Consider the following 13169-nt stretch of genomic DNA (forward strand, 5'->3'; position numbering starts at 1 on the left):
GTTTCTCAGCCGCCGGTACCGACGGCTCCCGAACCGGAGCGATCGAACTGGTAGACAATGGTGTGCTCGTCCTGTAGCCGAATCGACCACTGCGGACTGTGCCGGAACTGACCTTCGAATCTCGCTACTGCCTCCGGGGTGAAGTACCGGTAATAATCGATGGCATCGAGTGCCTGCGTCGTGAACACGAAATAGGTTTCTGCACTGCTCGATTCCGCAACCAATGTGATGTCCTCGAACTGGTGGGCATCGGGAAAGTCCTTCGGGAATTCCGGCCAGCGGTCGACGATCGGCGTGTCGAAGTCCTGATCGTGCTTGGCCAGATCCGCGTAGTCCGCGGTGGCGCGACTGGGGAAGCCCGCCGAATCCAGACTGGTGATCATGGCGGGGCCGTGGATGTCCGCCGTCAAGTCGTCGAAAAGGGTGACCTGCGACCGATACTCCACGACGAGCGACCACAGACCGTAATAGCCTTGCAGCCCCGCGACGGCTGCGCCACCCAGGGCGGCGGCGGCGACCAACGCGGTCGCCCGTTGGAGCCCAACATGACGACCGGTGCGGGTAATCGCAGCGAGGAATAGGGGAGCGATCAGGATCGCGCACCCGGGCAGCGCGTACAGGTACACCCGGAAGATTGCCTCGCCGCCGTAATTCTGCAGAAAGAGAAGGGAGAACGAGCTGAAGGCGATGATCACCGGCGCGAGGAACGGCCGGCCCTGACGCCACCACACGATGATTCCGACGACGGCGAGCACGATCACCGCGGCCGACAGTCCTCGGCACACCGTGGACGTGAAGAGCTTGCCGAGGGAACCCGCGTACTCGACGTTGCTGGACCCGTTGGCGACGGGGTTCGCGCCCGAGAACAACCCGTGCGGGAGCACGATGTACATGCGGGGTACGAGGTAGCCGACGAGCATCGCCAGGTACGGGACGGGGAGCCACCACGGCCGGATCTGCCGGGTCACCACGAGCGCCATGATGACCCCGAGCAGCCAGTACGGCGTCAGTTGGTGCGTCGGGATGAGGGCGGCGAACGCGAGGAGAGCGATGTACCCCGCATGGTGACAGGTCCGGGAGGCGATGAGCAGGGCCAGGATGCCGACCGCCATCAGCAGTGCGAACGCCTGGGGGGCGAAGTAGTCCTGTCCGACCCAGTTCACCAGTTCGATGATCATCGCCGCGGCGAGCGCATGCCGGATCCCCAGCCCCAGCAACATCGCCAAGGCTCCGACGAGCAACGCCAGCAGGGCATGGATCACCGGGGCGAACCACTGTGCGACCAGCAGCGAGTCGACGGACGTGATCTCGCCGAACCATGCGAATGCCGTGAAGAAGGCGGGCCACTCGCCGTACACGTCGATACCGCGTGGCGGAAGCGTCTGATGCTGCTGGAGATAGTCGACTACGCCGATGTGCTTGTAGGTCCAGGTGTAGATCGGAGCCTCGGTGATCAGGCTGACGGTCGCACGTTGGACGACGATCACTGCGCCGATGATCGACGCGGCGGTGACGAGGTGGTTCCTCCGCAGCGCCCAGGCGAACACCCCGGCCAGGGATGCGACGACGAGGACGAGTCCCGGCCCTGTACCGACGGCCAGCAGGCCGAACTCGGAATAGGGCACGTTGATCAGCCCCGGCAGGACAGCCAGCCAGGCCCCCAGCATTGCCATCGTCCACAGCAGGGGTGCGTTGCCGCGCAGTGCCGTTGCCCGGGGGAGGGCCGGGACGAGGGTGGCGAATCCTCCCGCGCGCCGCGCGTGGAGAAGGGCGGAGAGGGCGACGCCGGTGACCAGGGTCACGAGGATCGGCACGGGAACCCAGCGATTCGCCCAGCCGAGTACCGCGGTGAAACCTGTCATCATCGACAGACCCGTCACGGGTATCGCGGCAGCGACGGCGGGCGCCTGGAGCTGCATCCATGTCACCACGGCAAGTCCCGGCCCCGTGAGGATGAACGTCGCGAGCAGAATCGCGCGCAATTCCGGTGACAGCGGGGCCAATGCGAGCGCACCGGCCGCCGCCGACATCAAGGCGAGGATGTCGTAGCGACCTGACTCCGCTGCGTCGGTCGCAGTCGCGGTCGCCACCGCCGCGCCCCGGGGCGTGTCGAGCAGAGGCGCGGACCTAGTCACCGGTAACACGTACCCAGTCGACGACCATCGCGGCCGGGAATGGTGTGCTGCCGTCGGGAGGGCCGGGCCATTCTCCGCCGACGGCCACGTTGAGCAGGAGGAAGAACGGCTTGTCGAACACCCACCGTTCGTCCGGCGGGAGGCCCGCCGCGGTGACCGCGCCGGTGATCTGGCCGTCCACCCCGAACGTCACCCTGCCGGGAGCCTTCTCCACCCAGTAGGTGTGGAAATCGTCCACGAAGGTGTTCGCCACGTCCGTGGTCGGGCCGGCCTGCCAGTCGCCGCCGGTCGTCCTCGGCCCGATCACACTGCTGTACAGCTGGCCGGCACCACTGATTGTCTCGACGACGTCTATCTCGCCGCTGTCCGGCCAGCCGACGACTCCGAGGTCCGTGCCGAGCAACCAGAAGGCCGGATGCATTCCCGCTCCGCGCGGGAGTTTCGCGCGCGCCTCGGCGCGGCCGTACAGGAGGGATGTGCGTCCCTGCGTCGTCACGCGGGCAGACGTGTATTCACCGCCGTCGTTGCGGGCCTCGATCACGAGGTGCCCTGCGCCGTCCAACCGGACGTTCGACGGGGCGGACGTGTAGGTCTGGGCCTCGCCGTTGCCCCAGCCGCCGCCGCCCGTGTCGTACGACCACCACTGGGGGTTCGGCGGCGTCCAGGCGGGGCCGTTGAAGTCGTCGAACATGAGCGCCTGCCGCTTCTGGTACGACGAGACCGACTGCACTGCAAGGTCTGTGGGCGGAGCTGCCGCCTGCGCGATCAGTACGGCGCTCACGCCGATCAGCGACGCACGGGCCGCTCGAACCCACGATCGTCTACTCAACTCGCTCACCTCCCGGATCGTCTGCGGGAATCTCGTCGTACCCGCGCTCTTGTGAGGCCCGTCGAAGCCACAGGATCACCGGGCCGATCAGAACCAGCGCCGATACCGCCTCGGCGGCAAGGTAGGCCCAGCCGACGCCGACGACACCGACGGCCCGGGTGCCGATCAGGGAACCGGCGACGATGATCGACGTGGAGAGGCCACGGACGACCAGTGCCAACGTCAGTCTGCGGTGCACCCGCGCTAGTCCCTCGTAGACTGCGCCCACCACGGACAGGGGAATGAACACGCCGGCCAGGTAGAGCAAACCGGTGCTGTGGATTCGATACTCGGCGCCGACGACACCGAGGAGGAGGGGACCGACGACCACCAGTCCCGCGCCGCCGGCACACGCCACCACGGCGAGGGTGCGCACCAGTCGTCGGGACAGCGACGCGACCCTGCCCGGGTGGGCGGCGACTTCTGCCACGTATGGGCTGACGACCAGGTGCACCATCAGATACAACGCGCTGATCATGGCCCATGCGATCGCGAAGTACGCATTAGCCTCCGCGCCGACCTGCGTGACGACGATCAGCGGCACAACCAGCGGTCCGATCGCCCACAGCGCCGTGATGCCGAAGGACGAACCGAAGTACGACCACAGTTCACGGCGGGGCGGCAGGCTCGGTGCCGCGAGGAATCGGGGGTGGGAGCGGGATCGTCGGTGCAGCGCAACCAGAATGCACAGTGCCGCGGCCGCTGCGGTCGCACCCCACGCAGACACGATGGACACGGCCACGTCGGTGCCTGCCACTGCGAGCAGGACGACGAGCTTGGCCGCGGCATGGAAGGCGTTCTTCGCGGCCGACCACCTCGCCACTCCGAGTCCGGCGGTGGCCTTGTCCTGCAGCGTGAACACCCCGAGGACCATCACGAACACGGGGAAACAGACCATCGCCCAGCCGGATTGGAACAGCGGGTCGCGGGGGCCGAACACCACGAGCGCCGTCCCCGACAGGAGGGAGGTTGCAGCAACCAGGAGGAAACCGTGCTTGAGCAGTGCTCCGGTGTGGGTGCCCGCCAACGGCAGGAACCGCTCGTACATCGTGTCGATGCTGAGAATCGACAATGTCGACAGCATCACGGCGGACGTGATCAGCGCCGAGGCCACCCCCACTTCGTGTGCGGGGAACAGCCGGGCGGCCGCGGCCCAGAAGGCGAGTCCGAGAACGCCCGCCAGGACGTTGGCGAGAATCAGGGAGTTGGTGTTGAGGCGCAGGTTCCGCTCGGCCGGGTGTTCGGAGTCGACCCGCCGCGTCTCGATACGTGGAACGCCGGGGGTCACGGCTCGACCATCGGATGGTGGGGAACTGCAGTCGACCGCGGCGCCTGCTGTTCCCGCAGCGGCGCGGCCGCCCGTCCTTCTCTCCGCGCCTGCCGATACGCCCAGGGGCCCTTCACGATCGATCTGACGGTGGTGGAACCGATTCCCGGCGGCAGGAGCCCCGCGAGGTCGGCCGGCGGAGCCGTTTCCTTCGACGAGGAGCGGAGGTGGCGGACGAGCGCGCCGCCGCGCCGGGCCGCTGTGGTCGCCGCGAGCGTGGCCATCTTGCGATCACCGGCGATCTTCGTGAGCCACGCTCCGAGTCCGAGTCCGTAGCCGCGGGACTGGACGAGAAGGCCTTCGCTGTCGGAGCGGTGTCGATGCCACACGATCGCCGCCGGATCGTGAACGAGTTGGCGCCCCGAGCGGAGAATCCGGAAGAACATGTCGATGTCCTCGCCCCCGCCCGTCGGCGCACCCGCGCCGAGCGCCTCGTCGAAACCGCCGAGGCGGCGAACCACGTCGCGTTCCACCGCGAAGTTTGCGCCGGTTCCGTAGCAGCGAACGGTGAAGGGAAACAGGGGAACATCGTCGGGTGGCTTCGCCCACTCGAAGATGCGGGCGTCGGTGGAGTCCGACCAGCCGACCCGTCGATCGAAGTAGGCCTGCGCCGGCGTCCGGATCTCGCCGGCGGGGACCATCCCGGACACGCACGAGACCGACGGCCCCCGGCGGAAACCCTCGACCAGCGCGGAGAGCCAATGCCGATCGACGACCACGTCGTCGTCGGTGTACGCGACGATGTCACCCGTGGCCGCCGACAGTCCGGTGTTCCGCGCCCGGGACAGCCCCGGGAGAGGCTCACGGATCAGGCGCACCCGCGGATCCGCGAGACCGAGCACGTACTGGCGGGTGGCGTCGGTTCTGGGGGCGTTGTCGACGACGAGTACGTCGAACGACGGGTAGTCCACCGCAAGGACGGATCGGAGGGCAGCGCGCAGCATCGACACCCGGTCGCGAGTGCACACGACGACCGTCACCGGCACTGCCTTCCCCTCGGCCACGCGAGCCGGACCGGCCTGCACAGGGCGGTCCGACTCGGTGACCCGCAGTCCCGCGACTCGGCGCCTGAGCTCGCCGAAGTTCACGGAACCCTCCGACACCTCGATCTCGACGAACCCGAGCGGGCGTCCCTCGGCGCGCACGAGCAGTCGTGCCCGGCCGTAGCCCTCGGCGTCCGCCAACCGACAGCGGACCGGAATTCCCGTCGCTCGCCCGCTTCGGTCGGCATCCTCGATCGCGTCGACCCACACTTCACCTGTCCACACCGCACCGTCCCAGTCCGGCCGCTCGGGACTGTCCAGAGCCGGGCGGAGAGTGAGAGCGGGTGCGGCGGGATCCATCAGGTCCTCCCGGTATGCAGCCGGATGGCGGCCCTGCCCTGAACGTATCCGGCGGTCGTGACCGTCAGGCCCAACAGCACGACGGCTGCCCGCACGAGTCCGTCCCGTCGCATCGAGAGGCCTTCACGAAGCACCGCTCGTGGTAGGACGTGGAGGGTGTAGGTGCGCTCGCTGCTCAGCGCGTCCGATGCGGTGGTCAGCTCCGCGACGACGGCCTTCGACAGTCCTTCGTGATGGCATCTCCGCACGAAATATCGCAGGGTGGCCCGGTCCGCCGACACGTGGTGCTGCACCCGCATGTCCGGATCGAACAGGATCTGGTTGGAGCTCCTGTTCGCCCGGACGCGGATGCAGAGTTCGGTCTCCTCACCGCCGACGGGAACGGAGCCGACGCGGCCCACTTCGGATCTGAATCCGCCGACGGCGTACAGAACCGAGCGGCGCATCGACATGTTGCAGCCGATGGGGTTGCGGACGGGGGCGACCCGCGTCGGCTGGCCGACGTAGCTGCAGCCGACGACCCAGTCGAACTCCTCCGGAAACCACGAGGGACGGGCCCCGGACCAGCTCGGGACTGCGTACCCGCCCACGCCGGCAATTCCGCGATTCCGGTAGTGATGCATGAGGGCCTGCGTCCACCCCGGCTCGGCGCGGGCATCGTCGTCGACGAACGCGACCACGTCGCCGTGGGCGGCTCGGACGCCGGTGTTGCGTGCCCCGGACAGTCCCCGGGTATCCGCGTTCGCCAGGACCGTCACCCGCTCGTCCGTGCGGAATCGGTTGCACGCGCGGACATACAGCTCGTCGCAGTGATCGATCACCAAGATGAGTTCGGGATCGGGCCCGTCCTGGGACAGCACCGACTGCACCGAGCGGCACAGGTCGAACCAGCGCCGAGTGGTGAAGGCGCAGATGACGACCGAGAGGGATTCGGCCGGGCCCGCATCGAATTCGTCGGTCGCGTCCGAAAGCGAATGCCCGGTGGCCGGGACCTCATCGGGCAACGTAATCACCGCGATCGCGGGATCGCCACGAGTAGACGGACCGGCGAGTGAGTGAGGTCGGCCGCTCGACTGAATTCGCGGTCGTCTTCGTGCCGTTGCGGTGTTCCATCCGGACTGTGCGCAGTACCCGGAAACCGTCGCGCACCACGTTCAGGTTGCTCTTGCCGCTGATCCGGCGCCGCTCGAAGCTCGGTATCTCGACGATGCCGAGGCCGGAGGCCGCCATCCGGACGTTGATCAGCGTCTCGATTTCGAAGCCGTCACCCCAGTGGGCGTCGGGACGGTCCGTCGCGGGCAGCGACATCACGCTGACGTGCCGGCGCCAGAACGCGTTGTAGCCATAGCAGAGGTCGGTGAACGAGACAGCGAATTCCATGTTGACGAAGGAATTCAGCATCCAGTTGCCCAGCCGGCGGGTGAACGTGATGTCTGCGCTTCCACCGCCGGCGATGAACCGGCTTCCTTTCGCGAAGTCCGCACCGCGGACCAGCGCGTCGACGAACGCCGGGATCTCGGCGGGGTCGGTGGACCCGTCGGCGTCGATCATCACCACGATGTCGGAGGTGGCATGCAGGAAACCACAGGCCAGCGCATTGCCCTTGCCTTTTCGGGTCTGTGTCAGGATCTTCGCCTGGGGCCACAGCCGTCGCGCGACGGCCACGGTGTCGTCGACGGAGTTGCCGTCGACGAACACGAGTTCGTCGATGCCAGCCGGCATCCGGGCCGCGACGAAGGGCAGATTCTTCGCTTCGTTCAGTGCCGGCATCACCACCGACACGGACGGCCTCGGCGTAGTTTTCCTCGGATTGCCGTTGGGGTGAATCTCGGTCACGTGTGCATCCATCGCCTTCACGTCCGTTGCGTCATAGGGGCTTTCGAGTGCCCGTGTGCTGCTGAAGTCTGGGTTCTCTCCGGATGATCGCTACGGTCCGGAGTCTGTTCGTTGCGGTGATCTGTACGTGTCCAGGCGGATTCATCCCGGCCGTTCCCGGCCTTTCTCCGATCCGAGTGCACGCCGGCGCCTCGATGCGCGGAGCGCGCTGAGTGCGAACAGCAGACTTCGCCGCATCTGCATGTCGTACGAATTGATCCGGCCCATTACTCGGTCAGACAGCGGGATCTGCCATTCGGGATCGTGGATCAAACGACTCGTGAACTCGAGCTGCTGGGCGAGCTGCGAACGTGCCGAGGTCAATGCGGTGTTCGAATCGCTGCCGATCCGGAAAGATGCCAGGGTGCGCGGCACACCGACGAAGTCGCCCTTTCGAACGAGCCGCGACCACAGGTCGAGCTCCATCGGAAAGAGAAGCTCGCCCCGGAACCCGCCGCACCGGTCGAAATCGACCCGGCGGAACATCCCGGCCACCGGAGGACCAATGGGGTTGCTGCCACTCCGGACGATTCGCCGGACCACCGTTTGTCCCGAATTTCGCCCGACGATTCCCCCGAGCCCCCGGGCCGGCCGGAGCAGCGCGCCCTCGTCGTCGATGAAATCGGTCCGCACGGACACGAGCGCTACGGCGTCGTCGGCCTCGAGCACCGCGGCTTGTGTTGCGATGCAATCGGGCTCGATGGTGTCGTCGGCGCACACGAGCTTGACGAATCGTCCCCGGCTCTCGCGTATCGCGAGGTTGAAATTGTCCACCATCGGCACCGTCGCGTCGTTCCGGATGATCCGGACGCGGTCGTCGTGGACGTTCTCCAGGATGTCGCGGGTGCCGTCCGAACTGTCGTTGTCGACGATCACGATTTCCAGGTCGATGAAGGTCTGCGCCAGAACGCTGTCGAGCGTTGTCCGCAGATGACGCTCCGCCTGATAGGCAGGAATGCACACAGAGACGGTCGGTGGTCGGTCCCGGTCTCGGCCCGGGACGGACCTTGTGTCGGCCTCGCGCCTCGATGTATGCGCGGTGTCCGAATTCGTCACCATGCTGTTCTCCCACCCCGGCCCCGCACCCGTCGATTCGCACCGTGGTTACAGCGTTTCTCGGCTTGGGTTCCGATCAGACCAGTGTTCCACATTCACTGTCAGAAACATACCTTTTCCCTGTTATCGGAAGAATTACTCAACCGTATTCAGGTTTTTCCGAAAATGGTTCTCGTTTGCCTGCACGGGGGCGCGTCCGCGCAACGTGGAATGCCGAAAATCCGTTGCCCGCCGCTGCCGTGGTCCGTAGTGTCACGAGGCTTTGTCCACCCGTCGACAGAAGGAGTTCTTTTCGTCATGGAACCCGTCACCGAACACGACATTCGCTCGTCGTTCATCAATTGCTCCAAGGGCGACGCCAAGCGCCTGCCGGTACCTCGTGACCTGGACGATCGGCCGTGGGAGGACCTCGACTTCCTCGGCTGGAGCGACCCGTCGTTTCCCGGCCGCTGTTATGTCGTCGTACCGCGGGAGGGTCGACTGGTCGGCGTGGCGCTGCGCTACGAGACGGGCGGTTACCGCCGCGCGCAGATGTGCACGGTCTGCATGACCACGCACGCAAATGGCGGCGTCTCGCTGATGACTGCGCGTAAGTCGGGGGAGTCCGGGCGCCGGGGCAACTCGATCGGCACGTACATGTGCGCCGACCTCGCCTGCTCGCTGTACGCGCGCCGGAAGAAGTCGCCCGCGCTGGGCAGGCAGTACCGCGAGGATCTCGAACCGGAGGAGAGGATCGCGCGGGTTCGCGACAACCTCGACGCCTTCATCTCGCGGGTCTACGGGCGCGGCGGCGCCGAGAACTGAAGTGGGCGAATGCCTTCGCCATGATCGGGGTGGTGACGAGCATGATGATCAGCCGCAGCACCTGCGCGGCGGCGACGAACGTGACGTTGGAGGAGGTGGAGGCCGACACGGCCAGCACCGCCGCCAGACCGCCGGGGGTGGTGGCGAGATAGGCCTCGAGGAGGCTCGCGCCGGTGAGGTGGGCGAGAAGGATGCCCAGGCCTGCGCACGCCGCCCCGACCAGGAGGGTGAGCAGCGCGGCGTACGGCAGGATCCGTCCGATCGCCCGCAGGCTCGCCCGGTCGAATGCGAGCCCGGCCTGCCAGCCGATCAGGATCAACGCGGCGGTCATCAGCATCGGCGGGACCGAGGCCGCGTCGCTCCAGCCGCCGAGTTCGAATCCGGCGCTCACCGCCAGCGGACCGAGCGTCGCGGGTGCGGGCAGTCGCAGAAGGGACGCCACAGCGGTGCCGCCCACGATGAACAGCGCCAGGAACGGCAGTGCCACATACCATTCGGCGCCGCCGCCGTCGGTGGCCGTCGCCGTTCCCGTACCGGTATCCGCGCGGAAACCGAACGTGACGATCATCGGCATCGACACGACGACGAGCGCCACCCTCAGATATTGCACCACCGCGACGATGCGGTCGTCGCCGCCGAGTTCGCGGGCCATCGCGACGAGTCCGGTGGCGCCGCCCGCCGTCATGGCCAGGGATCCGGTCACCGCGTCCACGTCACGATGCAGCGCGAGGAGGGCTCCGGCCGCCACACTGATCACCAGGGTCGCGGCTGCGATCGAGACCACCGGCACCCACAGCGAGCCCAGGGCGGCGATCGTCTCCCGGTGCACCATCAGCCCGACCGCACTGGCCAGCACGCCCTGGGCAAGCTTGCCCAACGGGCGGGGCACACGGGGCGGACCCCATCCGGTGACGGCCAGGGCCGCTGCGACGATCAGGGCCGCGAAAAGGCCGGCCGCCGTGAGTCCGATGCTCTCGCCGAGCGCCCAGCCGCCGGCCGAGAGTGCGATCAGCGCGGCCCATCGGAGTCCGCCTCCGCGCAGTCGGGATGCGCGCGTCGGCACGGTCCGTTCGGGGGTGTGCACGTCGTTCACGATCGGGCGCCTTTGTCGGGATGCTGTTCTTCGATGGTGTGCATTAACGTATACCTTAGCCGATGCCATTGCGAACGTTAGAATGTATGCATGGCGGGCGAGAGCAAGAGCGAACAGGTATACGGGCAGCTCAGGGCGGACATCCTGAACGGGGTTCTGTCGCCGGGGCAATCGCTGAGTGCTCTCGACGTCGGCTCGCGGTACGCGGCGTCCCGTACCCCCGTCCGTCAGGCCTTCCTTCGACTCGAAGCGGAGGGGCTGGTCACGCTCGTCGACCGGCAGGGCGCCCGGGTCGCTCCCATCTCGATCAAGAGCGTCCGCGACCTCTTCGAATTACGCATCCTGCTCGAGGCGGCCGCGGCGCGTATGGTCGCCGAGACCGTCGCCCGGGACTCCGCGGCCCGGCAGCAGTTCGAAGAGGTAGCGGAAGCACTCGAGGCGATCTCCCGGGAGGAGCCGTCCGAGGACCGGCGCGATCGCTACTACGCACTCACCGAAACCTACGACCAGGCGGTCATCGCGCACACCCGGAACGCGCAGCTGGCCCGCTCGATCGCCGAACTCCGTCCGCACACCGAGCGGCTGCGCAACATCGCCCACTCCCGCCCCGACCGCCTGGACGTCTCGCTGGCCGAGCATCTGTCGATGTGCCGTGCGATCCTCTCCGGCGACGGGGCGGCCGCTGCCGCAGCCTGCGCCGAGCACCTGACGCAGACGCAGCAGACCATTCTCGCGGCGGTGGTCGATCCTCAGGGATCCGGTATCTCCATCGACCTGGTCACCGCGTAGCCGGGGTCGGTCAGAGCGCGAGGATGGCGGGGACGCTGAGGACCGCCACGTAGTACCCCATGAACAGGACGCCGGCGTGGATCTTGAACGCCCGAGACAGCAGACCGCCGACGAGTCCGACGGTGAGGGTGACGGCGAGCCCGAGGATGCCGCCCTCCCACACGCTGATGACGACGACCAGGCCGGTGAACGTGGCGATGATCGCCTCGTGGCTGACGTGCCGGACGACCAGGGTGGCCGCGCGGTGGGCGAAGTTCATCGCGAACGGGTAGGCGATGATAGCGGCGATCGCCACGGCACCGAGACCGTAGAGCAGGAACTCCCAGTTGGTCAGTGCCGTGGACAGGTTGCGGATCTGCCCGGTGCCGTCGTCGGTGGTGAAGACCGGTGGCGCGTTGAACAGGGGAGCGGCCGGTCCTGCCGCGACCGGGCTGAGCGGCAGCCCGAACGCGATGAGCGGAATGAGCGCTTCGGCGATGTACGTCGATTCGGTGGTCCCGTTGCGGGCGGCGATCACCGAGGTCAACCGGTGGTAGCCCTGCTTGACCCGGGATCCGACGACCTCGCCCATGAGCACGGTCATCGCGACGGGGCTGAAGACGAACGTGGCGCTGGAGACGGTCGCGGTCGCGGCGACGTGCGCCGTCTGCTTGCGGTCGAGCATCCGGAACGGGTTCGGGAAATACCCGTTCCATCCCTTGATCTCCGGGGCGAGCCACACCGTCGCCGGTTCCTTGCGGGCCATGTCCTTTCGTCCCGACGCACCCAGTACGAGGAACAGGTCCGCGATGAGGGGACCGACCGCGATGCCGAGGAAGTAGCTGATGTTGAGGGAGACGTCGTAGCTCTTCGTCAGCGACTTGAGCGCGAGGACGAGGACGACGAACGGCACGAGCGCGGCCACCCCGGACCATTTGCCCGGCGACGTGTAGGCGATCGCGACGGCGGCGACGAGGAACAACCACGGCGCCACCGACTGGACGGTGTCCGCCACCGGGGCGAGCAGGGTGGCGAACAGCACCGCCACGGGGACGGCGATGAACGCGGAGATGATCGCACCCGAGATCGCCTTGCGCAGGGCGATGTGTGGCACACCGAGGCTGCGCAGCAGCCGCGCCTCACGCATCAGCGGCACGGCCATCGTGTCGCCGGGGATGCCGAGCAGCGTGGTGGGCACCGCGTGGGTCATGTGCTTGGCGACGGCGCCGGCGAGGAAGAACGTGAACACCGCCGCGGGCGGGGCGCCGAGCAGGATGACCAGCAGGGTCAGCGGGGCGATGGTGGCCGTCTCGTCGGTTCCGGACACCAGCCCGATCAGGGAGAACACGACGGCGCCGATGACGCCGAGCGCGATCGCGACGAGGACGTCGTTGGTGAGCAGCACGCTCATGATCGTCCGCCCCTCCCGTGCGTCTCCGCCTCGGCGAACCGGTCGTAGAGGTCGAGATCCTTCAATTCCTGGACCGTCTGGGCAGGCAGGTCGCTGACCGACCCCAGCCCCTGACGTTCCTCCTGCAGCACCCGGATCACGTCGCCGACCTTGTCGCCCTCGGACGAGTCGACGGTGATGTTCCGCTTGGGTCGGAACAACTTCCCGCTGACAATGCCCGCGACGAGGCATGCGGCGATGCCGACCAGAAGCGCATACGCGTCTGCCAGAGACGAATCCGTGACGAAGGAGTTGAAGAGCGCGGTGGCGCCGAGGAGCGCGCAGACGCTCACGACGATACCGATGACGACGGAGACGGCGAGATCTCGTCCGGCCACCGTGTCGCCCCACACCTCGAGGTAACGAGGCCGGGGCGTCTGATCGTCGGTGGGCGGGGGCGCCTGCGAGGCGGGCTGGCTTTCGATGGACATCGTCTGTACTTCCGTGTGA

General features: G+C 67.5%; 12 protein-coding genes. 2 read left to right on the forward strand and 10 right to left on the reverse strand.

Going from position 1 to position 13169, the window contains the following annotated elements; genetic code table 11:
• Positions 1-5 precede the first annotated feature (5 nt).
• From ACFU5V_RS31035 to ACFU5V_RS31065, 7 genes are all read right to left on the reverse strand, one after another.
• A complete protein-coding gene (locus tag ACFU5V_RS31035; protein ID WP_378703689.1) occupies positions 6-2135 on the reverse strand; it encodes a hypothetical protein in 2130 nt (709 codons plus the stop codon).
• Complete coding sequence (locus tag ACFU5V_RS31040; protein ID WP_378703691.1) at positions 2128-2916, reverse strand: glycoside hydrolase family 16 protein; 789 nt, start codon at positions 2914-2916, stop codon at positions 2128-2130. The genes ACFU5V_RS31035 and ACFU5V_RS31040 overlap by 8 nt, the downstream gene beginning before the upstream one ends.
• Before the next feature lie 40 nt (positions 2917-2956).
• Entirely contained in the window at positions 2957-4291 is a 1335-nt protein-coding gene (locus tag ACFU5V_RS31045) for a lipopolysaccharide biosynthesis protein (RefSeq protein WP_378429848.1), read from the reverse strand.
• Positions 4288-5673: a glycosyltransferase family 2 protein gene (locus ACFU5V_RS31050; RefSeq protein WP_378429847.1), complete on the reverse strand. Its 1386-nt coding sequence runs from the start codon at positions 5671-5673 to the stop codon at positions 4288-4290. The genes ACFU5V_RS31045 and ACFU5V_RS31050 overlap by 4 nt, the downstream gene beginning before the upstream one ends.
• Positions 5673-6677, reverse strand: coding sequence for a glycosyltransferase family 2 protein (locus ACFU5V_RS31055; protein WP_378429846.1), 1005 nt, complete (start codon positions 6675-6677; stop codon positions 5673-5675). Before ACFU5V_RS31055 ends, ACFU5V_RS31050 begins: the two co-directional genes overlap by 1 nt.
• On the reverse strand, positions 6667-7521 hold the full coding sequence (locus ACFU5V_RS31060; RefSeq protein WP_378429845.1) for a glycosyltransferase family 2 protein: 855 nt from the start codon (positions 7519-7521) through the stop codon (positions 6667-6669). The genes ACFU5V_RS31055 and ACFU5V_RS31060 overlap by 11 nt, the downstream gene beginning before the upstream one ends.
• A gap of 129 nt (positions 7522-7650) precedes the next feature.
• Positions 7651-8607: a glycosyltransferase family 2 protein gene (locus ACFU5V_RS31065; protein ID WP_378703693.1), complete on the reverse strand. Its 957-nt coding sequence runs from the start codon at positions 8605-8607 to the stop codon at positions 7651-7653.
• 294 nt (positions 8608-8901) lie between these two features.
• Between ACFU5V_RS31065 and ACFU5V_RS31070 the strand changes: the two genes are divergently transcribed.
• Positions 8902-9408 carry an FBP domain-containing protein gene (locus ACFU5V_RS31070; protein WP_378429843.1) on the forward strand — a complete coding sequence of 169 codons (507 nt, stop codon included), beginning with the start codon at positions 8902-8904 and terminating at the stop codon, positions 9406-9408.
• Here ACFU5V_RS31070 and ACFU5V_RS31075 read toward each other — a convergent pair.
• On the reverse strand, positions 9368-10501 hold the full coding sequence (locus ACFU5V_RS31075) for an AbrB family transcriptional regulator (protein WP_378703694.1): 1134 nt from the start codon (positions 10499-10501) through the stop codon (positions 9368-9370). The genes ACFU5V_RS31070 and ACFU5V_RS31075 overlap by 41 nt on opposite strands.
• A 90-nt stretch (positions 10502-10591) precedes the next feature.
• On the opposite strand from ACFU5V_RS31075, the gene ACFU5V_RS31080 reads away from it, so the two are divergent.
• Positions 10592-11290 carry a GntR family transcriptional regulator gene (locus tag ACFU5V_RS31080; RefSeq protein ID WP_378703695.1) on the forward strand — a complete coding sequence of 233 codons (699 nt, stop codon included), beginning with the start codon at positions 10592-10594 and terminating at the stop codon, positions 11288-11290.
• Positions 11291-11300: 10 nt separating this feature from the next.
• Here ACFU5V_RS31080 and ACFU5V_RS31085 read toward each other — a convergent pair whose 3' ends face one another.
• Entirely contained in the window at positions 11301-12680 is a 1380-nt protein-coding gene (locus ACFU5V_RS31085; RefSeq protein ID WP_378703696.1) for a tripartite tricarboxylate transporter permease, read from the reverse strand.
• The gene (locus ACFU5V_RS31090) at positions 12677-13150 is read right to left on the reverse strand and encodes a hypothetical protein (RefSeq protein ID WP_378703698.1); all 474 of its coding nucleotides are present in this window, start codon (positions 13148-13150) and stop codon (positions 12677-12679) included. Before ACFU5V_RS31090 ends, ACFU5V_RS31085 begins: the two co-directional genes overlap by 4 nt.
• Positions 13151-13169 lie beyond the last annotated feature (19 nt).

Origin of the sequence: Rhodococcus sp. NPDC057529 (assembly GCF_042802055.1) — a bacterium.
Lineage (GTDB): Bacteria > Actinomycetota > Actinomycetes > Mycobacteriales > Mycobacteriaceae > Rhodococcus_F.